Below are 25,935 nucleotides of genomic sequence, written 5' to 3'. Positions count from 1 at the left end.
AAGATTTATTATGAGTAAAACTTAGTAGTCCTTTTTTGTTTTAAAAATAAATGGAGGTTAAAGTTATGCTTATCCATAGACTACATGGATAAGGGGTTTAAAGTATTTATTGTATATAAATATTTAAAAATACATAAGATAAAATAATTAGCTAGGTTAAGCTAGTAATCTTAAGATGAAGGGACGGAATTTTATGAGGAACAAAGGAAGTAAAAGAATTTATATATCATTGATCTTAACTCTTTCCTTGATGTTAAATGTGTTTTCTCCTGTATTAGTACTTGAAGCAAATGCTTATACTATTAATAAGTTCGCTAAAAGTGAGTTAAAAGTTGGAGAGGTTTATCACGGATTTAAATTAGTGGAGGAGAAAAAATTAGAAGATGCAAAAGGTATTGGACGGGTTTTTTATCATGAAAAAAGTGGGGCAAAATTATTTGCACTGCAGAATCAAGATAAAAATAAATATTTTTCTATTGGTTTTAGAACCCCATCTTATGATAATAAAGGTACTGCTCATGTACTAGAACATTGTGTTCTTGTAGGAGGTTCTAAAAAGTATCCTGTAAAACAACTTTTAAAGGAAGTTATGGAGAACTCTATTACTAAGGATTTAAATGGACTTACAACTCCTGATAGTACAATTTATCCTTTTAGTAGCACAAATAATAAAGAGTTTTCTAACATAATGGATATATATTTAGATATGGTATTTAATCCTTCCTTTTCTGATCATGAGAATATATTTAAAGAAGAAGGATGGTATTATCATCTAGATGAAAAGGGAGAAAATCTAAAATATAATGGTGTTGTTTATAATGAAATGAAGGGGGCTTTATCTTCACCTACAGGGCATATATATGGTGCTATCTGCAAAAGTCTATATCCTAATACTATATATTCAAATATTTCTGGGGGAGATCCTAAAGAAATAACTAATTTAACTTTTGCAGAATTAAAGAATTTTCATAGAAAGTATTATCACCCATCTAATAGTTATAGCTTTTTATATGGTGATATTAATATATTAGAGAGATTAAAATTTTTAGATGAAAATTACTTTAGTAAGTATAAGAAAAGAGAAGTAGATTCAAATATAAAAAGTGAAAAACCTTTTAAAGAGAAAAAGTACTCTAATTTTACTTATCCTATAGCTAAAGATGAAAATGAAGAGCATAAGAGTTTTTTAACTTATAATTTCACAATTAATGAAAAAACTAAAGATATAGATCCTTCCCTTTCAATGTTAAATCATATGCTAATAAATAATCCTAACTCTCCTTTAGTCAGAAATTTAAAAAAGCATGGGTTTACCAATATAAGTGGAGGTTATGTAAACCAGCAAAAACAACCTTTTTTCACCATAATGGCAGCTAATTGTAATTCTGATGAGGCAGTACAGTTTGAGAAGATTATAGATGAAACCTTAAGGGAGATTTGTAGTAGTGGTTTAGATAAGGAAATTATAAGAACTACCCTAAATTATATAAATATAAGCTCCCGTTTTAATAGCTCTTATAGTAAGGATTCTGGAGCAAATTACAATTATATGGTGCTTAATAAATGGATGTATAATGAAAATCCTATGAATGCTTTTAATGGTGAAGCAGAATATAAAAAAATAATAAACTCTACTAAAACGGATTATTTTGAAAAACTTATTCAAAAACACTTAATAAAAAATACCCATAGTAGCATAATGGTACTTAGACCTCAGAGAGGGTTAATGGAAAAGGAAATATTTAATGAGAAAAAAAAGCTAGAAACTTATAAAAATTCTTTAAGTAAAGAGCAGTTAGAAAAATTGATCACAGAAACAAGGGAACTTAATACTTGGCTTAATACTCCAAGCTCTAATGAAGATTTAAGAAAGATTCCAAAACTAGAATTAAAAGATGTAGATCCTAAAATAGAATTAATGCCTTTAAATAGAAAAAAAGAAAATGGGGTACAAATTTTATATCATCCTTGGGAAACCAACGATACTAGTTTTTTAAATATGTATTTTGATACTAGTGGAGTAAAGGAAGAGCAAATTCCATATATACAACTTTTATCAACTTTATTAGGAAATATACCAAGCAAAAACTATAAGGTAGGAGAGATTTATAATAAGGAGAGAGCTTATACTACAGGTATAAATTATGGTGTTAATACCTATACTTCTATAAAAGATGTGAATAAAGTTAGCACACAATTTACTGTATCGGCTGTAACTCTTTCTGAAAATACAGAGGAGACCTTAAATTTGATAGGGGAAGAAATAAAAAATAGTAAGATAGATGATAAGAGAATATTGAAGGTAGCTTTAAAGAGTATAAAGGAGTCCCTAGAAGAAGAGGCGGCCAACTCTCCTCATATAATGGCATTAAACAGGAATTTTTCTAACATTTCCAAAGGGGATAATTATAAGGAAAAATTAAAGGGTATATCTTATATAGAGTTTATAGAGGATTTAGATAAGAATTTCGATAAAAAGCATGATATTATTGTTAAAAATTTAAAGGAAGTTCAAAGAGATATATTTAATAGACATAATTTAACACTTAGTATAACTACAGATAATAAGGGTTATGAAACATTTCAAAATAACTTTGGTGAGTTTGTAGAAAATTTAAGTGATGAAAAGATTAATAAGAGAGAAATAAAGTTTACTCCAAAAAGTAAAAGCGAGGCTTTTCCTAAAAACATAGGAGTTTTATATAATGTTCAAGGATTTAATTTTAGGGATTCAAAGGAAGAATATAATGGAAACATGATGGTTCTTAAAAATATATTGGATTTAGATTATCTATGGCCTAAAGTAAGAGTAAAGGGTGGAGCTTACGGCATAAATCTTTTATTAAATTCAAAGGGCAATGTTGGAATAGTTTCTTATAGGGATCCTAATTTAAAAGAAACTTTTGAGGTATACAAGGGAATTCCTGATTATTTAAAGAATTTAAATTTTACAGATAAGGAATTGGAGAGCTATAAAATAAGTGCTTTGGCTCCATATTGTCACACTAAAACCATTGAGGAAAGGGTTTACTTTGCAGATTCTATGTATTTTTCAGATATCAAAAGAGAAGATTTAGAAAGAGAATTAAAAGAAATAAAAAATGCAAAATTAAAAGATATTAAAGCCTATGAAAAAATGTTTAGGGAAGGGTTAAAGAAAAATAACATTACAGTAATAGGAAATAAGAGGGAAGTTGAAAAGGAAAAGAAGATATTTAATAATATGAAGTAATAAGAAGTAATAAGAAGTACTAAGAAGTAATGAGAAGTACACTGTAAGGAGAGGATAACATGGCAAGTAGTAATATAAATTTTCCTAATGCTTTTCCACCACAGCATCAAAATCAAAAACCAGGAATAGAGGGATTAATGAATCCTAAGCCTGTGTACTGCCATGATGCATATGAAAACTTTGGTGACTTAAGTGGAAAAGTTGCAGTAATAACTGGTGGAGATAGTGGTATAGGAAGAGCAGTTGCTATAGCCTATGCTAAAGAAGGTGCTGATATATGCATAATATATTTAAATGAGCATGATGATGCTAAGGAAACTAAAAAATTAGTAGAAGATATAGGAAGAAAATGTGTTTTAATAAGTGGCGATGTAGGAAATGAAGAGTTTTGCTATTCCTCAGTAAAAAAAATTATAGAGGACTTTGGAAAAATAGATATATTAGTAAATAATGCAGGAGAACAATATGAGCAACAAAGTATTATAGATATTTCTAAAGAACAATTAGAAAATACTTTTAAGACTAATATATTTTCTATGTTTTTTATGACAAAGGCAGTTTTGCCACATCTAAAAGAAGGGGCTTCCATAATAAATACAGCCTCTGTTACAGCCTATGCTGGAAATGAAACTTTAATAGATTATTCTTCCTCTAAGGGCGCGGTGGTAAGTTTTACTCGCTCATTATCTTTATCCCTTGGAAAGGATAAAATAAGAGTAAATGCTGTGGCACCAGGACCAGTTTGGACTCCACTTATACCATCTACTTTTACAGAAGTGGATGTACAAAAATTTGGGACTAATGTTCCTATGCAAAGAGCTGCTCAACCAGTAGAATTATCAGGAGCCTATGTGTTTTTAGCTAGCAATAGTGCATCCTTTATGACAGGTCAGGTTATTCATGTAAACGGAGGAAAAATAGTAAACGGATAATAAATAGGGTTCTAAGCTTTAGAGGGAGTATTTACTTCTACTAAAACTTGAGGATAGAAATAATATTAAATTTTTGTTGACATCATAAAAAAGATTATATATAATATAAACTAAATATTAGAAAAATGAATTTACAAAGAATAAAAATTGCAAAATTAAAAGTGATGATGGAGAGAAAAATACTTATAGATTTAACAACAGAGAGCTAACATTTGGTGAAAGTTAGTGTTAAAGCTAGTATATAATAATCACTCCTGAGCTGCTATGCTGAAATTTTAGTAAGCCTAGACGGTAGCCACCGATATATGGCTAGGATTCAAGAAAACTTTTATAATAGTTTTATCTTTGATCTGACTAAAGGTGGTAATAATTTAATTATTGCAATTAGGGTGGTACCGCGAATTCAACTTTCGTCCCTATAAGTGTTTTAAACATTTATAGGAACGGAAGTTTTTTTATTTTTTCTAGTAATTTATTTAAAAATATAGTTCATTAATTTTATAACGCGTTAATTTTGAATTAATTAAACCATGGTAAATTTAAAAATATAAGCTTATATTATGTCAAAATTGGAATTCCATCAAATTACTTAAAATTATAAATGGATGGTGAAGCTTATGAAAAGAGAAGGTTTTGGAAGTAAAATAGGAGTAATTGCGGCTACTGCAGGATCTGCAGTAGGCTTGGGGAACATATGGAAGTTTCCTTATATAACTGGGCAAAATGGTGGAGCAGCTTTTCTACTAGTTTATTTACTTTGTGTATTTTTAATAGGTATGCCTATTGTAATATCAGAATTTAGCATAGGTAGAGCTGGAAAAGCTAATGTAGTTAGAAGTTTTAGAAATTTAGTGCCTAAAAAGTTTTGGGGGTTAACAGGAGTTTTATCAACTGTAACTACTTTTATAATTTTATCTTTTTACTCTATGATTGCAGGATGGGTAATAGCCTATATTTATAAAGCAGCTACAGCACAACTATCAAAAGTTCCATCAGAAGAACTGCCTAACTATTTTAATTCTTTAATATCACAGCCTATAGTACCTATTATTTGTACATTTTTAGTCTTATTTATTACGGCATTTATAGTTGTTTCAGGTGTAAAAGATGGTATAGAAAAATATAGTAAGATTTTAATGCCCTTATTATTTGTAATATTAATTGTCCTTATGATTAGATCTTTGACACTAGAAGGGGCATCTAAGGGATTAGAGTTTTTATTTAAACCTGATTTTTCTAAATTAACTACAAAGGGTATTTTAGAAGCTCTTGGACACTCTTTTTATTCCTTAAGTATAGCTATGGGGATACTAGTTACATTCGGAAGTTATATAGATAAGGATCAAGATATAGTAAACCTATCTATAAGTGTTACTATAACAGATACTCTTGTTGCCTTAATGGCAGGTGTAGTTATATTTCCAGCAGTTTTTGCCTATGGCTTTGAGCCAGCAGCAGGACCAAAGTTAATATTTATAACGTTACCAGCAGTATTTAAGTCCATGCCCTTTGGAAGTTTATTTGAAACCTTATTTTTTATACTTATAGCCATTGCAGCCATAACATCCACTATATCTCTATTAGAAGTTGTAGTTGCAGTAGTTACAGAGGAATTTAAATTAGAGAGAAAGAAGGCAACTATTTTAATCACTTTAGGTTTATTTTTACTCTCAATTCCTAGTATTTTATCCTTTGGGCCATGGAGCCATATAAAAGTATTTGGAAAAGGATTCTTTGATTTATTTGATTTTATAGCTTCAAATGTTTTCCTTCCAATAGGTGGTCTTATGATCTGCATCTTCGTTGCATATGCATGGGGTACAAATAAGGTTAAAGAGGAAGTTTTTCAAGGTAAAAGTTCTTTATTAATAAATATATATAATGTAATCATAAAATATTTTGCGCCAATAGCTATAATAATAATATTTTTATATTTTACTGGAGTAATTAAAATATAAATTTAAGAAGTACTTAAAAATATTTATTAATCTATTATAAATAAGCCCATTATAAACGAAATTTTATTTTTCATTTATAATGGGTTTTATTATTGCTAAGTAATTATTATAAAAATCTATAGAATAGCCAAGAAGTATTAATAAATTCTATTATTGTTGTTTAAGGAAAGAAAAGGTGATAATTTATTTACAGAATATTAATAATTCTTATATGGGGGGAAACATATGAATAAAAATTTAAAGGGTGCCATTATAGGATCCTTAGTGACTATTTTTTTAACTACTAATACAGTTAGTCCTATATTAGCTTATGAAAACACAGCACAAAAGAAGGAAGATAATGTAAAAGAAAAGGTTTTACTAAAGCAAAGTAGGGAAAAGCTAAAAAAAAAGGTAGCTGAAGAATTAACTGATGTTGAAAAAGAAAAAGCTTTTTTAGATAAAGAAAATAAGGTAAGAATAACCGTTGAAACTTATGATGGACTTCTTAATGATAGTACAACCATAGAGAAAAAGGTTAAAAAAGATACTAATGGAGAAGTTAAGCACAAGTTCGGAAAATTAATAAAAGGTTTTAGTATAGAGGTTAAAAAAAGTGATTTAGAAAAGATAAAAAAGATTCCGGGAGTGAAAGAAGTTAAAGAAGCTAAAATGTACAAGCCTTGTATGAATAGCGCAAGAGAATTAGGTGAAGCGGTTAAAGTTTGGGAAAACCATCATTATAAAGGTGAAGGAATGGTAATTTCTATTGTAGATACAGGAATTGACTATACCCATAAGGATATGAAATTAAGTGATCCTAGTAAGGCAAGGATGAAAAAGGGAGATTTAGAAAAGAAAAAAGGAGAACATAAAGGAAAATATTTTACGGACAAGGTTCCCTATGGATATAATTTTGCAGATAAAAACACAGAGGTTATAGATAGGACAGAGGGGATGCATGGTATACATGTGGCAGGTATATCTGCGGCTAATGGAGATGAAGAAAAATTAGCTAATAATGAAGCTATAAAAGGAATAGCACCAGAAGCACAACTACTTGCAATGAAGGTATTTTCTAATAATCCATCAAAGGAGGCAGAAGGAGCATTTAGTGATGATATAGTAGCAGCTATAGAGGAATCAGTAGAACTTGATGCAGATATTATAAATTTAAGCTTAGGTATAGATGGTGGCTTTGTTGATGAAAATGATCCAGAGCAAAAAGCCATAAAAAAAGCTACGGAGAATGGAGTTATTGTGGTTGCAGCTGCAGGCAATGCATCTTTTTCTTCTAAAAAGGATGAGGACAAAAAGGCTGAAGGGGCTGTAGATACAGGGTTTTTAGATAATCCTGGTTTATCAAAGGAGGCAATACAAGTAGCCTCTTGCGAAAATGAAACTAACATTATGCATGTTTTTCAGTATAGAAAAGATGGACAAGATGTAAATATTCCGTACATAATATCAGAAATAGATCCATTAACCAAATTAGATAGCAGTAAAGAATTAGAAGTCGTTAATTGTGGGTATGGCAGAAGACGTAATAATGATAATGAAGATAAAGAGGCTGATGATTTTAAAGGAAAGAATTTAAAGGGAAAAGTAGCTCTTATTGAAAGAGGAAAGATTGATTTTAGCGTAAAAAAGAAGAATGCTGAAAGGTTAGGGGCAATAGCTGTTATAGTTTATAATTCAGAGGGGGATGAGAGTTTCGTCCCAATGCTTCCAGTTGAGAGTATAAAGATACCTTGTGTATTTACTAGTAATAGTTATGGAAAACAAATTTTAAAAGATTTATCATCGGATACAAGAATTAAATTTTTAGATAAAATCATGCAATTACAAAATCTTGAAAAAGGAAAAATGTCTAGTTTTTCATCATGGGGTCCAACTCCAGACCTAGAATTTAAACCTGAAATTACAGCTCCTGGAGGGAAAATTTATTCAACTTTAAATAATAACAAGTATGGAAATAATAGTGGAACATCCATGGCAACACCTTATATTTCAGGGGCAGTAGCTCTTATAAAACAATCTATGAATGATTCTAAGATTAGGATAGAAAGTGAAGAGCTTTCAAGCTTTATAAAAAATAATATGATAAATACAGCTAAGGTTTTAAAGAATGGAGAGGTGCCTTATTCCCCAAGGGTACAAGGTGGCGGATTAATTCAAATTGAAAAAGCTATTAATAATAGAGTTATAATAACAGATAATACAGGTAAAAGTGCTGTTGCTTTAAAGGAAATAGGAAATATAAAAAAATTTGAGCTAACATTAAGGAACTATGGAAATAAGGATGTTATTTATGAATTAGAGGAAGGGCAAGTCTATACAGAAAAAAATGATAAGCCAGTGGAAGAAAAAATAAAGGATTCAAAATTAAAATCCAATAAAACAAAAGTGAAAGTTAGAGCCCATGGAACAGAAAAGATAAAAGTAACATTAAAAATTCCTAAAAACTTTAAAAGAAATAATTTTGTAGAGGGATTTATAAATTTTAAATCTAAGGTAGAAGGGGTACCTTCTTTATCTGTACCTTATATGGGCTTTTATGGTGATTGGACTGAGCTTGAAAATGTTGATAAACCTATTTGGGAAGAGCATAGATTTAATGGGTCTGCAGTAGCTAGTAATATATTTTTTCTTGATTCTGAAATGGGTGAAGATAAATCTCGTAGTACAGAAGATAAAAAGTTTATAGTGCCTAATGATATAGCTTTTTCACCAGATAATGATGGATATTGTGATTATGCTATTCCAGCCTTATGTGTTCTTAGAAATTTAGCAGAGTTAAAAGTTGATATATTAGATAAAAACAAAAATTATCTATTAACCTCAGGAATTAAGGAATTCGTCACAAAGACTGCTGAACAAGGTAAAAATGGACGTACTAAATTTAGAGATTTAGCTTGGGATGGTAAAATATACGATAAAAATACAGGAAAAACTATGACAGCACCAGATGGGCAATATTATATGAGAGTTACAAGTAAGGTTCTAGGAGAAAATGCAAAGCCACAAAGCTTTGATATGCCTATAAAAGTTGATGTAACAAAACCAAAGGTGGAAATTTTATCAGGAGATACTACAGAAACAGGTAAATATACATTAAGGTGGAAGGCGAAAGATAATGGAGTAGGTATTAAAAAACCAGAAAAGGATGTTTTAATTGGTTCAACTGAAATCTATGTTGATAATATGCCTATTGATATTGAAAAAGATCAATTAAAAGAAGAGGGAAATGGAGTATTTAGTATAGAATTAGATTTAGGAGAAGAAAAGGGTTCAAGGATTATCAGCCTAATGGTTAATGATGAAATTTTAAATGTTAGCATAGTAAAAAAAGTAGTAGCTGTAGGTGCAGGTGAAAAGCCTAAAAAATTACAACCAGTTTCATTAGAAATAAAAGAGGGTTCAGAAGTTACAAATGAAAATATGGTAGATAATAAGTATGTTGTTACAGGCGCTATAGATCTTGAGGTTAATAGGCTAGTTGTTAATGGGGTAGAAGGAGAGGTTATTAAGGCAGAGAAGAGATTTGAAGCTAAAATAGATTTAAAAGAAGGAAAAAATAAAATAGACATAAAAGCTTATGACAAAGATAATAAGGAGATCTTTTCAGACAATTTTAATATAACAGCATATATAACTCCACCAGAATTAGAAATCTTTACAGAAGAGAAAATATCAAAAGACTATGATAAACATGTATTTGGAGTAATAAGTACAGAAAATGATAAGGTAAAGATAAAAGGTAAGGTTAATCTAGATAACAACATAGAAAATGTACAAATAAATTCTGATGATGTGGAATTAGATGATAAGGGTAACTTTGAAAGGGAAGTAGATTTAGAACAAGGAATAAACGAAATAAAAGTTATAGCTAAGGATAATAAGGGTGCTATAAATAAAAAAATATTAAAAATTATAGCAGATTATAAAGAGCAAAATTTTAGATATAAACTAGAAAACTTTGATATAGTAAAAGAACAATATGAAGTTCTATCCCCAAATACTTTCTTTGGAAAGGCAAAAGATAAAAAGTATGAAAATGATAATGGGTTAATATTAAAAGTAACTACAAATAACGATACAAAAGCAGTGAAAATCAATGGGGAAGAAATGAAAAAAGAAAATACAATGGAGTATATTAAGGAAATAAAATTAAAACAAGGTTTAAATAAAATATGCTTATATATTGAAAATAAAGCGGGAAAAGCGATAGTAGACTATGCTACTTATGTTTATTATGATACTGAAAGTCCTATAATAAGAGTAAGATCACCTAAAATAGTTGATAATAAGATTTATACAAACAAAGATTATATAACCTTAGAAGGTGATGTAGCAGATAACACATTAGGATATAGATTTTATATAAATAGAGAACAGGTATTAAATATAGAACAAAATAGTAATTTTAGTTTGGAGAATAGTAGGAGAAAATTTGAAAAAACTATTAAAGTTCAAAATGGAGATATTATAGAACTATATGCAAGAGATATATGTATGAATGAAACTTCAGATTTTTATAAAGTAGTAGTTGATAAGGTTAAACCACAGATCAAAGTAGAAGGAGTAGAGGAAGGAAAAAAATATAAAAAAGGTAGTAAGATAACTCCTATAATAACTACAGATAAGAAAGATGCAACTATAGAAACTTACCTAGATGGAAGTAGAGAAATTTATAATGGACAATCTATAACTACCCCAGGAAATCATAGATTATTAATAAAAGTTAGGGACTTAGCTGGAAATGAAACATCTAAAGTGATTTCATTTGTTATAAGAAAATGGGGTTATAGGTAATAATAAATATGGTGAAAAGCTATCCTCTGAAGATAATAAAGAAAAAAAGAAATTTTATCTTAAGAGTAATTGACATAGCCTTAGTTAAGTCATATAATGTATTAATATAAATAATGTATTATGATAATACATATACTAATATATATGAATACAAAGATTAATAATTAAAGACAAAGAAGAGGAATAGTAGAAATTCAAGCTTTTTTCAGAGAGAGAATCATAGGGTGTGAGATTCTTAAAAAGAAAATTTCGAACCAGCCTTGGAGTCCTGTACCGAAATATTAGTAGGCTACAGCGGGAGAACCGTTAAATATACGAGAGAATGTATTTTATAGATTAAAATACATTAACTAGGGTGGCATCGCCGATTACAGCTCGGTCCCTTTTTTGGGGACTGAGCTTTTTTATATTTCATTTATTAATCTAATTTATAACTTGAAAACTATGGGCGAAAGTTGAATTAAGAACTAATAAAATATTAACTAAGATAAAAGGAGAGAGAAAAATGGGTAAAGATAAAAAGCTTGTAAAAGATATTACAGCAAGAGATGTAGACTTTGCACAGTGGTACACTGATATAGTAAAAAAAGCAGAATTAGTTGATTACTCAAGTGTTAGAGGATGTATGATCATAAGACCATACGGATATGCAATTTGGGAGTTAATACAAAAAGATTTAGATGCTAAGTTTAAGGCTACAGGTCATGAAAATGTATATATGCCAATGTTTATTCCAGAGAGTTTACTTCAAAAGGAAAAGGATCATATAGAAGGATTTGCGCCAGAGGTTGCATGGGTAACTCATGGAGGAGATGAGGAACTAACAGAGAGATTATGTGTTCGTCCAACTTCTGAAACACTTTTCTGTGAACACTATGCTAAGATAGTTCAGTCTTATAAAGATCTTCCAAAACTATATAACCAATGGTGTTCAGTTGTAAGATGGGAAAAAACAACACGTCCATTCTTAAGAACTACTGAGTTTTTATGGCAAGAAGGTCATACAATTCACGCAACTTTAGAAGAATCTGAAAAAGAGACCATAGACATTTTAAATCTTTATGCTGATTTCTGTGAAAATGTTCTTGCAATACCAGTTATAAAGGGAAGAAAAACTGAAAAAGAAAAGTTTGCAGGAGCAGAAGCAACTTATACTATAGAGAGTTTAATGCATGATGGTAAAGCACTTCAAGCAGGTACATCACATAATTTTGGTGATAATTTTGCTAAAGCTTTTGATATAAAATATAATGATAAAGAAGGAAAGCTTCAATATGTAAATGAAACTTCTTGGGGTGTTACAACAAGATTAATTGGAGCAATTATAATGGTTCATGGAGATGATGATGGTTTAGTTTTACCACCAAGAATAGCTCCAACTGAAGTTATGATAGTACCAATAGCTCAGCATAAAGAGGGTGTACTAGAAAAAGCTAATGAGTTAAAAGAAAATTTAGCTAAGGTAGTTAGAGTTAAATTAGATAGTAGCGATAAGATGCCAGGCTGGAAGTTCAGTGAATGTGAAATGAAAGGAATTCCAGTACGTGTTGAAATAGGACCAAAGGATATAGAAGCAAATCAAGCAGTATTAGTTAGAAGAGATACTAGAGAAAAGATAACTGTATCCTTAGATGAACTAGAGAATAAAGTAGTAGAGTTACTAGAAGATATTCAAAAGAATATGCTAGAAACTGCAAGAAAACACAGGGATGAAAATACAAGAATTGCTCACACATTAGAGGAAATGGTTCATATAGCTGATAATAATCCAGGATTTATAAAGGCAATGTGGTGTGGAGATAAAGCTTGTGAGGAAAAGATAAAAGAAGAAACAGGAATAACTTCAAGATGTATACCATTTGAGCAAGAAAAAATTTCAGATACTTGTGCATGTTGTGGAAAGAAAGCAGAAAAAATGTTATACTGGGGTAGAGCATATTAATTTCTAATTTTAACAAAGAGTAGCAAACTTGTTTATATAAGCTTCTTAGTTTCAGCAGATATTTTATATTTATCTGAAACTAAGAAGCTTTTTTAAAAAAAGGAGGAGTGAAGTATTACAATAGAAAAATAGTACGTAAAATGTTATTTGAAACTAAGGAACTTTTCTTAAAAAGGGGGGAGAACTTAAATTAAGCTACTATTTAATAAAATATCGCTTAAAATATTAAGAAAATTATGAATAATTATGGGGAGAATTGTAGATGAATTTAGAAGAAAAAAATTATGGGGTCATTGATATTATAAGAATTCCATTTAAGTGTTCGCCATTATATGCTGTGGTTATAGCACTTCAAAAAATCCTTCAAGGTATAATACCTACTTTGGAGATAATTGTAACAGCTAAATTTTTAGATGCTGCAACTATGGTAATTAAAGAAAATAGAGATATAAAGGAAATTTTTACACCCTTAATTTTAGTAGTATTACTTATTGCCTATGGATGGTTTTCAGAACAATGTATAAAGCTTATTGAGAAAAAATTAGAACTTAAACTTAGTGAGATATTTAGGGTTAGAATTACAGAAAAAAGAGCTAAGCTTAAATATAAGTATATTGAAAATCAGGAAACTTGGGATTTAATATCAAGGGTTGCAGAAAAACCAGAGGTACAGATTGGAGAAGCATATAGTGACTTTTTATCTATGATTTCTATGTTCATTATAGTATTAGGATTATTTTTTGTCTTAATCACTAATATATGGTGGTCTGCTTTTGTTATATTAGTTTTTTCTATACCACTTTTTTATCTATCAATAAAAGGTGGTAAATCAGTTTATGAAGCAAAAAGAGAAGTTGAAAAATATAAGAGAAAAGTTTCTTATCTTTCAGAGGTACTTTTAGGAAGAGAAGGGGTAGAGGAGAGAACTCTTTTTTCCTATACTGATGAAATAAATAAAAAATGGTATAAGCAGTATGAGATTGCAAGAAAAATTGAGTATAAGGCAACCTTAAAAACTTTTTTAAAAATGAAGGGAAGTAGCGTTGTTACTGCAATTATATCTGTGTTAATAGTATTAGTTCTTATAAAGCCAGTGCAGTCAGGTTTGCTTAGTGTAGGAATGTTTATTTCCATTGTAAATGGTATCTTTGTAATTATTCATATGATGTCTTGGCAGATAACTTATTATATGCAACAACTAGCAAAAAATAGGGAGTATTTAAAGGATCTAAGTAAGTTTGCTTCCTTAGAAGAGAGAGAAGGGGCTACAGATAAGCCTTCAAAAGATATATTAAAATTAAAAAATTTAGAGTTTATAAATGTATCTTTTAAATATCCAGGTACAGAAAACTATATACTAAAGAATATTTCCTTCACCATAGAAGAAGGAAAACATTATTCTTTTGTAGGGGTTAATGGTGCAGGAAAAACTACTATAACTAAGCTTATTACTGGACTCTATGAAGAATTTGAAGGAGAAATATTAATTAATGGAGTTAGTATAAAAGAGTATAGCCATAGTGATTTAAAAGCCTTAAGTTCTGTTGTATATCAAGATTTTGCTAAGTACTTTATTTCTCTTGAAGGTAATGTTGCCTTGGGCAATATTTTAAGCATGGAAGAGGAAAAAAATGAAGTAGTTATAAATAAGGCTATAAATACTATAGGACTAGGGGATTTAGTTAGTGAATTGCCACAGGGGGTAAAAACCCTATTAGGCAAAATAAAAAGTGGTGGTTTAGATATATCAGGAGGACAGTGGCAACGTCTGGCTATGGCAAGATCTATTGTAAGTCCAGCTCCACTTAGAATATTAGATGAACCTACAGCTGCTCTTGATCCTATAAGCGAAAGTAATTTATATGAAAAATTTAAGGAAATAAGCAAAGGGGGAACCACTATTTTTATAAGTCATAGACTTGGTTCTACTAAATTAGCAGATGAAATTTTTGTTATAGGTAATGGAACTATTATAGAGAATGGTTCTCATGAGGAGCTTATGGATATGAATGGAGTTTATGCAAAAATGTATGAAAGTCAAAGGAGCTGGTATTTATAATGAGTAATAATGAAAAGAATGAAATTTCTCTTTTTAAGGTAGTAAGAAAAATTGCTCCTATAGTTTTTAAGGCGTGTCCAGTTTACATCATTTTAGTTAGCATTATGGGGATATTACATGGTATGTCTACAGGGTTTAACACTTTTATGACTCAAAAATTTTTCGATACTGTAGCAAAGGGAGTAGGTAAAAGTGATTCCCTAAAAAGTATGATTTTAGTGGCATGTGCCCTAGGGGGAGCTTTTATAGCTTCAGAGGTTTTAAATGGAATTCATAATTTTATGGCAAGTAATCTTATTCAAAAGGAACTTGGACATCTAGGAAAAATAATAAATGAAAAAGCCGGTAAAATTGATCCTATTAATTTTGAAAATCCTCTCTTTTTAGATGATATTAGCAAAGCAAATGATGGCATGAAAAATAGTATGGGATTAATAACAGTGATTTCAATACTTTTAACTTTTTATTTGCCTTATTTTATTTTTATGGGAGTATATCTTTATAAATTAAAGCCAACTCTTGCTATATCCTTAGTATTAATATTTATACCAGTAGCTTTAACTCAATTTATTAGGACTAAAATTTTTGCAGACCTTGCATATGAGTCAGCTCCTATAAGAAGAGAATATGAATATTATGAAAGATGTATAGTAGATAGGGAATATTATAAGGAAACTAGAATTTTGGGAGTTTTTTCATATTTTAAGGACTTATATTTATCTTCTTTAAATTTACTTAATCAGAAAATATGGCATGCAGAAAAAAAATCAGGACTTATGGAACTTTCTATGAAAATGTTAACAGTGGTAGGACATATAGGTGTTTTATATTTATTAGTTCATTCCTTAATTAAAGGTGAAATATCCGTAGGAGCTTTTGGGGCAGTTTTTGCCTCCATAGGAACAATGTTTTCTATAATGGAAGAGATAATATGTAGGCATATTGGAGATCTTACTAGAGACCTTGGAACCATAACAAACTTTGTTAGATTTCTTGAAATCCCTGAAAGAGAAGGGGAAGATATAGAAATTAAAGGGGTGCCAGAAGTTTTTATAGACAATGTTACTTTTACCTATCCAGGAACAAATAAAAGTTCAATATCCAATGTATCTTTAAAAATTGGAAGTGGAGAGACTATTGCTATAGTAGGTGAAAATGGAGCAGGAAAAACCTCCTTAGTGAAGCTTATTACTGGTTTATATTTACCAACAAAGGGACAAGTATTTTTAGAAGGAATTGACACGGCTAGACTTTCACCAAAAGCAATGTATAATGGGATTTCAGCAGTATTTCAAAAATATCAAAGATATAAAATGCGCCTTAAAGATAATGTTTCCATAAGTTATATGAAAGAAGAAAACTTAAATAATATTAAAGAGAATTTAGAAAAGGCTATTAAAAAATCAGAATTAGAGATAACTAAAGAAAAATTTCCTAAGGGCTATGATACAATGTTATCTCGTGAATTTGAAGGTGTGGATTTATCAGGTGGACAATGGCAGCGTTTAGCCATTGCAAGAGGATTTTATAGAGCACATAATATGATAGTTTTAGATGAACCAACAGCAGCCATAGATCCAGTAGAAGAGAGTAGAATATATGCAAAGTTTAAGGAAATGTCAAAGGGGAACACAGCTATAATTGTTACTCATAGACTAGGTTCTGCAAAAATAGCAGATAGGATAGTTGTTATGGATAAGGGAGAAGTAGTTGAAATAGGTACTCATGAGGAACTTATAAATAATAAAGGAAAATATGCAGAAATGTATGAAGCTCAAAGTAAATGGTATCTTAATAAAGAAATCATAGCACAAGTGTAAGATAAAAAATATATATTATATATAGAGATATGTTTAATGAAGAGATTCTAGAATAATCATAGAAAAGAACAGAAAAAATCAACTATTAAATGTAATCTTCAATAACAAAGACGACTTAATTATTAGAAGTTTAAGTAAAACAAAAAAATTAAAAATAATTTGACAAAGAGAATTTATTATGATAGGGTATTGTTAATAAAATAAAGAAAGCTTTGAAGAGAAGAAGTAGAATTAATTAAGAACTTTACAGAAAGTTCCCGGGTGATGAGAGGGGCAAAGTTAAATTAATTTGAATACATCTCTGAGCAGCACTCCGAAAGATAACAACCAGTAGGCAGATGTCGGTTCCTGCACCCGTTATAGTGCTAGAGTATAACTAGAAGCTTATTATAAAGCTATGTTAGATAAGAATATGGATATGAAAGTCACTTCATCACTGATTCGCTACGTAACCATCATATCAACAAAGCTGTTTAACAAAGCTTAATATAAGTATTAAATTTTAAGGTTAATGTAGAATTTTAGCTTTTGGCGTACTTGATAAGGTTGTTATTGTGAAATATCAATGAATTAAGGTGGTAACACGGGAATAATACTCTCGTCCTTTTATTAGGATGGGAGTTTTTTTATATTTAAAAATAGCTATGGTAGACATTTTCATCTAACATAGCTATAAAAATAAATTTTAGGAGGCATGACAAATGAAAACATTAGAAGAACAAATTAAAATAATTGAAAAAGGAGCAGATGAAATCATAGGCCTTGAGGATTTAAAGCATAAACTTGAAAAAGCGGAAAAAGAAAAGAGACAATTAACTGTAAAATTAGGCTTAGACCCAAGTGCACCGGATATACATTTAGGTCATACTGTAGTCTTAAGAAAAATTAAACAACTACAAGACTTAGGGCATAAAGCAGTAATTATAATAGGTGATTTTACAGGGATGATTGGAGACCCCACAGGAAAATCAAAGGCAAGAAAACCTCTAACAAAGGAAAAAGTTATGGAAAATGCTAAAACCTATGAAACACAAATTTTTAAAATCTTAGATAGAGAAAAAACAGAGGTTAAATTTAATAGTCAGTGGTTATCTAAACTAAACCTTGAAAATGTAATTAATTTAGCTTCAACTATGACGGTTGCTAGAATGCTTGAAAGAGAAGATTTTAAAAAGAGATATGAAAATCATCAGCCTATTTCCATTCATGAATTTTTCTACCCACTTATGCAGGGCTATGATTCCATAGAAATTAAAGCAGATATTGAACTTGGTGGAACAGATCAAAGATTTAACGTGCTTATGGGAAGAATGCTTCAAAAAGAATTTGGACATGAAAGTCAAGCAACTATTTTTATGCCACTACTAGAAGGAACAGATGGTGTAGATAAAATGAGCAAAAGCCTTGGAAATTACATTGGTATAGACGAATCACCAGAGATTATGTTTGAAAAGTCTATGACAATTCCCGATGAATTAATTATAAAATACTACAACCTTGTAACAGATATTCACCCAGATCACATTGCTAAAATAGAAGAAAGACTTAGAAATGGAGAAAATCCAAGAAATATTAAAATGGAGTTATCAAGAGAAATAGTAAGATTATATCATGGAGAAGAAAAGGCAAAAGTAGCAGAAGATAGATTTATAAAAGTATTTAGCCAAAATCAAATTCCAGAAGATATAAAAACCATAGAAACATCTAAAGTAGACTTTGACCTTGCAGAAATTCTAGTTAAGAACAATATAGTAAAAAGCAAAAGTGAAGTTAGAAGACTAGCATCGCAAGGTGGAATAAAAATAAATGAAAAAAAGGTAGAGGACTTATCAGAAGTAAAACTAGAAGAAGAATTTATAGTTAAAATAGGTAAAAAAACTTTTGTAAAGATTGTTTTAAAATAGGTAAAAAAATATGGAAGATGGATATTCTGACCTACGGACAGTAAAAAGGATATATTAACCAAATAGTAAATTACCAATAAAAAAGTATAGAAAAAAACATAGCCAGCCCTTAAAATAAGTTGAGTTTCCCAAACAACTTATAGAAAAGGATAAGATGGCTATGTTAAATAATCAAGAATATATTACAACAGAATTACAAAAATACTATATGATATTAAGATTTTTTAAAACTTCAACAATAAATTCAGATTACATCTATAGTTTCTTCATTGAAGAAGTTATGAAAAAGTATGTAAAGCGAAGTAACAACAAAAAAGTGATTATAATATTTGATCATACAACACTTGATGATAGATTTTTAATATTAAAGTTTTCTTTAAAGGTAGAAAAAAGAGCAATCCCTCTATGGTATAAAATATTTGAGTACAATGAAAAAGGAAATAAAAACTTTGATCACATAAAGGAAGGAATAAAAGAACTTAATGATATTTTTACTGTCTATAATTATGAAGTTATATTGTTGGCAGATAGAGAATTTAAGAGTATAGATTTATTTAAGTTTATAAATAAAATTGGTTGGAAATATTGCATAAGATGCACCAACTATATTCTAGTAAAAATAGAAGAAAAAAAGAAAATTAAGTACCTAAGAGACATAGCTACTATAAAAAAGGGTGTAAAAAAGTTCAATGGAGTTTTATTAAGTGTTGAAGAATATAGATGTAACTTAGCAGTGTGTAGAGCTGAAGACTCAGAAGATACTTGGTATTTAGCAACTAATATAGATACTAAAAAAGCTGTTAATGAATATAAAAAAAGATTCATCATAGAAGAAATGTTTAGGGACTTAAAATCAAATGGGTTTGATATGGAAGGCACATGGACAAAAGATATTGTATATTTTCAAAACCTATATTTATGCTTAAGTATAGCCTATATATGGATGATAATATTAGGAGCAGATTGCTCTAAGAATAAGAAAAGCAAAATTGTAGGAGCTACGAAGAAATTAAAAAACAAAATGGTTAGAATATATAGCTTATTTACTTGTGGACTAAAATGGTTCAATAGATGTTATGATGCTAATATAAAGAAGTACAAGCTTAAATTTAATTTTGTACTATATGACATATAGCATTGATGGTGTTTATTGGGAATTATTTCTGGAAAATAAGGTTACTCTATTCTTTTTCTTTTACAAAAATTTCATATAAATTTATATTTATCATTTTAAAGCTAGTATTTCATCAAATCCCAGTTCAAATATTAACTATAACATGATTATTAATGAAATTACCCATAATTTATGTAAATTACTGTCCGTAAGTCAGATTATAATACATGTAAATAGATATAAAAATTAACATTTATGGATAGGTATTTGCATGTAGCGACATATAAAAAATAAACAATAAGTAAAAATGTCGAAAAAGGCTGTTGGATTTTGGCTAATTTTTTTTCTTTACAAGATGATGCTAATCAAATATAATTGTATACATAAATGCATAATAATAACAGTTCAGATAAACGTGAAAAATACGTGAAAAGGCAAATGAAAAAAATAAATAGAATGACTTTTACTATAGTCAATAGACAGGATTTTCTTATAAATGATGTGCTATGATAGGCTTGGTGTAAGCACCTAAACAAAATTAAGATAAGAAATGGACAAGCTACATACGTGCAGAATGATACAAAAAATGATCTTGCAATTTAAATTCTAGAGGAGATAATGTAAACTCCTCTAAGATTTGAAGAACTAGAGACCTAAAAGTTTCTAGATAAATTATAAAATTAAGGGAGGAAAAGAAAATGAATTTTTCAAAAAGAAATCCATTATTAAGAAACAAAATGGATCAGTTTAACGAAGTAATAGGGAGCTTAGGAGAAGAAATTCAAGAGCAAAATCTTGGCGACATAGATGGGGGAACTAGCTTACCTTGTCTATCAGTGAACGCAACAATAGTTGCAACAGCATCATCTATGGGTTGCGTAGAAACAGCATCAATCATTAGTGCAGGTACAGCTTGGGTAAATGATAAGGTTACAGCTTATTACAAATGCGGTGGCGTTGCAACAGTTACTTTAGAGTGTTTATGCTAGAATCTTTATTTGTATATGAAAAAGCATACAAGCAGTAGTTTAGTGCTAAGTATTTTTAACACTACTTTGCAAGTAGTTTAAATTTACTATTCAAAATGCAATCAAGAAAACGCTTTAATCTTGTAATAATAATCATGGCAATATAAATAATCTGAAATAATGTTATTAATTCTGTGATTGGTATTAACAATCATTCGCTTTTTAAAATATGAAAGAGAGAAGGGAAAAAATTGAATTTTTCAAAAAGAAATCCGTTATTGAGAAATAATATGGAAGAGTTTAATGATGTAATCGGAAGTCTTGGTGAAGAAATTGAAGAGCAAAACCTTGAAAATATCGATGGAGGCTCATCTCAAATTTGTGCTTCAATAAAGATTTCAGGAATGATTACTGCTGGTTTAACATGGGTAAATGAAAAAGCTACAGCTAAATATAATTGTGGTGGAGTTGCAACTGTTACTGTAGAATGCTTATGTGGTTAGAAAAAACTATATAAAAAATTTTAACATAACAAGAAATTAGCTTAGGTAGTATATTTAGGGTAAAAACTCTAGATATACTACCATTGTATATAATATTATGCCTATAACGAAGAAAAATATACAAACTTTCATAGTAGAATTTTTACTAAAACTACAAGTGTAAAAAAGTTAGAAAAGAAATTAAAACGTGAACAAAGAAGACTCTCAAGGAAATATGAGAGGTTGGAAGTAAAAAACAAAAAAGAGAAAGGAGAATCTACTAGGCAAAATATCCAAAAACAAATAGTAAAGGTACAGGAAGTTCATCAAAAATTATCTAACATAAGAACTAATTATATTAATAAAACAATTAATGAAATAGTGAAGCAAAAACCAAGTTATATAACTATTGAAAATTTAAAGATTAGAGGAATGATGAAGAATAAACATTTGTCTAAGGTAGTAGCTGGACAAAAACTCTATGATTTTAGAATTAAACTTGAATACAAGTGTAAACTAAATGGAAATGAATTAATGATCATAATTCTATTTTTGATAGAGATTACAATGCTACTATAAATTTAGAAAATGTAAAAATATACAAAATCGCATAGACAAGCGAATGTATATATGTATCCAAAGCTATTTGGGGAATGAACTACTGTGGAGTACTATATAAACTGTAGTATCATAGGCAAGGCAGAGTACGGTGGAGCAGTAATAATCTCTATATGGGTATATTTGTTCATATTTTGAGTAGCAGAAGATATATGAGTGAGTATGTAGAAAAGATATCTAACGAAGAGTTGATAAGTTATTGGAGAACTTTTTTTGACGAAAAAGTAACTACAGAAGATATTAATAAAATGTTAGAAACAATATCAGATACAAATTTCAATAGAATTATAGACGAAAATAAAAATATTGATACTAAGATAGTAGATGCACTGGTATGGGATGAAATAAAAAATGAAACTGATTTTAAAAAAGTATTTGAAATCATAAAAGATAATAATCATTGGGTACATTTTTTTGAACCTATTTTAAAAAAATACATAGATAAACTCATAGAAGAAGTTAAGAATTGCCCTATAATATATGACGTAGAGGTGTTTTTACTACAAACAATATCATCCATATTAGGTCAGTTAAATCAAATAGCGTATCAAACTATAATAGTAGAACTTTACTATGCAAAACAAGAGAATTTATTAAAAGGTGATTCAAAAGAAGCGAGAGGAAAGTATTTTTCAGATGTATTATTAAAAGATAATAATTACAGAAGGGAAATATATTTGAATTATCCGGAACTTACAAGAATACTAGATCTAAAAGCAAAATATGCCGTAGATTTTGCTATTAAAATTATACATGATACCCAAAGGGAGCTTCCTAATATTGAAGCTTGTTTGAATAATAATGAAAAAGTCGGAAAAATCAAAGAAATACATATGGGTGAAGGAGATACGCATAATAAGGGTAAATCTGTAGTCAAGCTTGTTTTTGATACGAATAAAATTTTTATATATAAACCACATAATTTAGATATAGATAAAAAATACTATGATCTTATACAATGGGTAAATGATTTAAAAATAACGGGTAATTCAAGAGAAACGCTCTTGGCTGGTAAAGTATATACCATTGAGGATGCAGGATGGGCAGAGTTTATTGAGCATATAGAATGTGAGAATGAAGAAGAGTTAGGATGTTTTTATTATAAAATAGGAAGAATGTTATGTTTATTACATACATTAAATGGAAATGACATGCATTATGAAAACATTATAGCACATAAAGATATGCCTGTGTTAATAGATTTAGAAACACTTATGCATCCAGACATACACAATGATACTTCTGTACAATCGGCTATAGAAGTAGCCCTAAGAGAAGTTAGAGGATCTGTTACTAGTACGCACTTATTGCCTTCAAAGATCATAAATCTTAAAAATGATAAAATTTTAGAGATAGGTGGTTTAGGAGCTACGGAAGAACAAGAGTCTCCTTTCAAAGGTAAATACATTGAAAATTATGGAACAGATGAAGTAAGAGTTGTAAAACGATATGGAAAAATAAATCCTAAAAGTAATAATCCAGTATACGGTGAAAAAGTAGTGGATGCTAGAGGATATAAAGAAGAAATAATATGTGGGTTTAAAGAAATGTACACATGGATATTAGAAAATAAAGATGTGTATAGAAATAAAGTACAATCTCTTTTTGGAGATTGCGAAATCAGAGTATTATATAGGGCAACAAATGTGTATGCACAACTTTTATTTAGTAGTTATCATCCAGATTTATTAACTAGCTATGCAGAGAGATACATTTTTTTACACAGAATTGCAACAGGGTATCAAGACAAAAATCATAAAATGGTAGGATTAGAAATTAAGGAAATGTTGCAAGGAGATATTCCTTACTTTACAATAGATGTAGATGGAAAGCAAATACATAATGCTTACTTACGTAATATAGATACAAAATTTAAAGAAAGCACCATGGAGAAAGTACTAAATAAAATAGAAGAGATGAGCGACATAAGGATGTATAGGCAAATAGCAGCCATCAATACATCTTTTAGGGAAGAAGGGTATAAAGGACATATAAAAACACCTGTAAAGTTTCACCATAATGCTAAAAGAAAATATGAGGAAGACTATCTAGTAAAAGCAGCAATAAAAATAGCAGATTATATGTTACAACGCAGCATAACAGGTGAAAAATCAGGAATTGTAAGCAGGACATGGTTAGAGTCACAAGATATTGGTTTAGGCTTTAACATATTTGATAATGCATGTGGAGATATTTATTCTGGATTATCTGGGATCGCATTATTCTATAATTATTTATGGAAAGTCTCAAAGATTTCAAAATATAAAGAAGTAACGGGAGAAATTGTTGCATCGATACTAGAAACAATACCTAAAGAAGAAGAATTTAAACGCATAACCAAACTAAAAACAGGTGCATTTAATGGATTAGGGGGAACAGCCTATGCGTTATTTTATATTGATGAGTCTAATCAGTCTAATACCTATGTAAATAAAATTTTGAATATTTTAGACATGATAGATTACAACATAAATAATGTTGAAACTGAAGATATAATTAATGGATCTGGAAATTTAGGAGTTATGATTTCTATATATGAAAAAACAAAGAATGAGTCCATAAAAAGTAAGGTGCTAGCTATAGGTGAAAAAATATTTGAAAAACTAAACAATATAAAGGTTGAAGTAGAAGGAAAACCAGGAATTTCGTGGAGTGAAAAAGGATATGTAGGATACTCACACGGAAATGCAGGCATAATTGCTCAATTATATAGATGGCATAGTGCTACCAATAATACGAGGGTGCTTAAGTTAATTGAAGAAGCGCTACTATATGAAAGATCAATGTATTCAGAGAAAGATAAGGATTGGCGTAGATCTATTCATGAACAGCATTTTACATGTGGATGGTGCCATGGTGCTCCAGGAATTTTATTAAGTAAGATACAGATTAAAAGTTTAGGATATGAAGATCAAAAAATAAGTACTGAAATAAGGATAGCAATACAGAAAATAATTGAAAATGGTTTAAATAGTGATATTTCTTTATGTCATGGAGATATGGGAAATATGGTTATTTTAAAAGAAGCTGCTGTTGTTTTAAAGGATGAAGAACTTTACAATCAAGCAGTCGCTACCATAGAAGAAATAGTAGATTTCGTAGCAGAATTAATGAAAACAGAAGCATTTAAAGAAAATGAATATAATGGATTTATGGTAGGATTATCTGGTATAGCTTATGAAATATTAAGGGTAGGAAGAGAAAAGGAAATGCCTAATATATTAGGATTAGAGTAGAAGAAGTGGGGAATATGGATAACTTTTTAGCGGAAAATGGAGGTTATTATGAAAAGAATATTTGCTTATGTAGGAAGTAGAGTGGGAAGAAAATCAAATACGTTTAAATATGTATGTGAAGTAATTAATAAAACAATTGAAACAGTAGGAAAAGAAAATGTTAAGGTAGATTTGTATACAGCTAATTCTTCTAAAATCAATAATTGCATGGGGTGTAACAAATGTTTTTTCAATGGGAAATGTCCTCAAGACAAAAATGATGATATGGAAATAATTAAATCAAAAATGTTAAGTGCTGATTTTATAATTTTAGCTAGTCCAGTTTATTTACATAATGTAACTGGAGATATGAAAGTCTTTATAGATAGAATTAGTTATTGGACACATTTATTAATATTGTCTGGAAAAGCAGGTATTGTAATTGCAACTTCATCTGGAAATGGATTAGATTTAACAGCAAAATATCTTCATAAAGTAATGACTTATATGGGGATTAAAGTTGTTGGTGAGTTTGGTGTAGTTCCATATGAGGAGAATGAAAAAATTATTAACTCAATAGAAAAATGTTCTAGCATACTAACAGAATATGTAAATGGTAAAAAGGTTGAAACGGATCCGTCACTAGAATTAATATTTAAAGCGAATAAAATTGCGGTAGAAGCACAAGGGAGTAACGAATTTGCAGAATATAAATACTGGAACGAATCTGGATTGATTAAATGTAATAATTTCGAAGAAGTGCTTAATATTGTTCAAAAAGTAAAGTAGGTATGGTATAAATAATTATAAAATAAAAGTAGGCATAGTGGTAATTTTCCGTGTCTACTTTCATTTTAACGGTGTTTTTAAATAATCATAAAGAATACCAATTATTTA

13 protein-coding genes, 1 pseudogene and 2 other annotated features are annotated in these 25,935 nt (G+C 29.4%); all 14 genes and pseudogenes read left to right on the top strand.

What is annotated here, in order from left to right; genetic code table 11:
• The first annotated feature begins 193 nt into the window (after window positions 1-193).
• Window positions 194-3,232, top strand: a complete 3,039-nt coding sequence (locus FNZ64_RS11630; protein ID WP_185903760.1) for an insulinase family protein — start codon at window positions 194-196, stop codon at window positions 3,230-3,232.
• A gap of 59 nt (window positions 3,233-3,291) precedes the next feature.
• Window positions 3,292-4,164 (top strand): SDR family oxidoreductase, encoded by an 873-nt coding sequence (locus tag FNZ64_RS11625; protein WP_142415066.1) that lies wholly within the window; start codon window positions 3,292-3,294, stop codon window positions 4,162-4,164.
• Window positions 4,165-4,319: 155 nt separating this feature from the next.
• Window positions 4,320-4,585 (top strand) — a binding site (T-box leader).
• 196 nt (window positions 4,586-4,781) lie between these two features.
• Entirely contained in the window at window positions 4,782-6,122 is a 1,341-nt protein-coding gene (locus FNZ64_RS11620) for a sodium-dependent transporter (protein ID WP_142415064.1), read from the top strand.
• 225 nt (window positions 6,123-6,347) lie between these two features.
• Complete coding sequence (locus FNZ64_RS15040) at window positions 6,348-10,916, top strand: S8 family serine peptidase (RefSeq protein ID WP_142415062.1); 4,569 nt, start codon at window positions 6,348-6,350, stop codon at window positions 10,914-10,916.
• A gap of 164 nt (window positions 10,917-11,080) precedes the next feature.
• Window positions 11,081-11,303 (top strand) — a binding site (T-box leader).
• Between the two features lie 118 nt (window positions 11,304-11,421).
• Complete coding sequence (gene proS / locus FNZ64_RS11610; RefSeq protein ID WP_142415060.1) at window positions 11,422-12,858, top strand: proline--tRNA ligase; 1,437 nt, start codon at window positions 11,422-11,424, stop codon at window positions 12,856-12,858.
• 262 nt (window positions 12,859-13,120) lie between these two features.
• Window positions 13,121-14,917, top strand: a complete 1,797-nt coding sequence (locus FNZ64_RS11605; protein ID WP_142415058.1) for an ABC transporter ATP-binding protein — start codon at window positions 13,121-13,123, stop codon at window positions 14,915-14,917.
• Window positions 14,917-16,737 (top strand): ABC transporter ATP-binding protein, encoded by a 1,821-nt coding sequence (locus FNZ64_RS11600; protein ID WP_142415056.1) that lies wholly within the window; start codon window positions 14,917-14,919, stop codon window positions 16,735-16,737. Before FNZ64_RS11605 ends, FNZ64_RS11600 begins: the two co-directional genes overlap by 1 nt.
• Window positions 16,738-17,438: 701 nt before the next feature.
• Window positions 17,439-18,641 carry a tyrosine--tRNA ligase gene (tyrS, locus tag FNZ64_RS11595; RefSeq protein WP_142415054.1) on the top strand — a complete coding sequence of 401 codons (1,203 nt, stop codon included), beginning with the start codon at window positions 17,439-17,441 and terminating at the stop codon, window positions 18,639-18,641.
• 160 nt (window positions 18,642-18,801) lie between these two features.
• Window positions 18,802-19,776, top strand: coding sequence for a transposase (locus tag FNZ64_RS11590; RefSeq protein WP_142415053.1), 975 nt, complete (start codon window positions 18,802-18,804; stop codon window positions 19,774-19,776).
• Between the two features lie 677 nt (window positions 19,777-20,453).
• A complete protein-coding gene (locus tag FNZ64_RS11585) occupies window positions 20,454-20,744 on the top strand; it encodes a plantaricin C family lantibiotic (protein ID WP_142415051.1) in 291 nt (96 codons plus the stop codon).
• A gap of 230 nt (window positions 20,745-20,974) precedes the next feature.
• The gene (locus tag FNZ64_RS11580; protein WP_142415049.1) at window positions 20,975-21,226 is read left to right on the top strand and encodes a plantaricin C family lantibiotic; all 252 of its coding nucleotides are present in this window, start codon (window positions 20,975-20,977) and stop codon (window positions 21,224-21,226) included.
• A 147-nt stretch (window positions 21,227-21,373) separates the two neighbouring features.
• Window positions 21,374-21,819, top strand: a pseudogene (locus FNZ64_RS11575) (RNA-guided endonuclease TnpB family protein); the annotation flags it as partial.
• Window positions 21,820-21,957: 138 nt separating this feature from the next.
• Complete coding sequence (locus FNZ64_RS11570) at window positions 21,958-25,059, top strand: type 2 lanthipeptide synthetase LanM family protein (protein WP_185903758.1); 3,102 nt, start codon at window positions 21,958-21,960, stop codon at window positions 25,057-25,059.
• 48 nt (window positions 25,060-25,107) lie between these two features.
• A complete protein-coding gene (locus FNZ64_RS11565; protein ID WP_185903757.1) occupies window positions 25,108-25,827 on the top strand; it encodes a flavodoxin family protein in 720 nt (239 codons plus the stop codon).
• Window positions 25,828-25,935 lie beyond the last annotated feature (108 nt).

This window comes from Hathewaya massiliensis (genome assembly GCF_902143515.1).
Classification (GTDB): Bacteria; Bacillota; Clostridia; order Clostridiales; family Clostridiaceae; genus Hathewaya; species Hathewaya massiliensis.
The sequence above is the reverse complement of the archived record's forward strand: the minus strand, read 5'-3'. Positions and strand labels throughout refer to the sequence as shown.

Coding starts and splice junctions, on each gene's coding strand:
- FNZ64_RS11630 (WP_185903760.1), top strand. CDS start 194: ATGAGGAACAAAGGAAGTAAAAGAATTTATATATCATTGATCTTAACT.
- FNZ64_RS11625 (WP_142415066.1), top strand. CDS start 3,292: ATGGCAAGTAGTAATATAAATTTTCCTAATGCTTTTCCACCACAGCAT.
- FNZ64_RS11620 (WP_142415064.1), top strand. CDS start 4,782: ATGAAAAGAGAAGGTTTTGGAAGTAAAATAGGAGTAATTGCGGCTACT.
- FNZ64_RS15040 (WP_142415062.1), top strand. CDS start 6,348: ATGAATAAAAATTTAAAGGGTGCCATTATAGGATCCTTAGTGACTATT.
- proS (WP_142415060.1), top strand. CDS start 11,422: ATGGGTAAAGATAAAAAGCTTGTAAAAGATATTACAGCAAGAGATGTA.
- FNZ64_RS11605 (WP_142415058.1), top strand. CDS start 13,121: ATGAATTTAGAAGAAAAAAATTATGGGGTCATTGATATTATAAGAATT.
- FNZ64_RS11600 (WP_142415056.1), top strand. CDS start 14,917: ATGAGTAATAATGAAAAGAATGAAATTTCTCTTTTTAAGGTAGTAAGA.
- tyrS (WP_142415054.1), top strand. CDS start 17,439: ATGAAAACATTAGAAGAACAAATTAAAATAATTGAAAAAGGAGCAGAT.
- FNZ64_RS11590 (WP_142415053.1), top strand. CDS start 18,802: ATGTTAAATAATCAAGAATATATTACAACAGAATTACAAAAATACTAT.
- FNZ64_RS11585 (WP_142415051.1), top strand. CDS start 20,454: ATGAATTTTTCAAAAAGAAATCCATTATTAAGAAACAAAATGGATCAG.
- FNZ64_RS11565 (WP_185903757.1), top strand. CDS start 25,108: ATGAAAAGAATATTTGCTTATGTAGGAAGTAGAGTGGGAAGAAAATCA.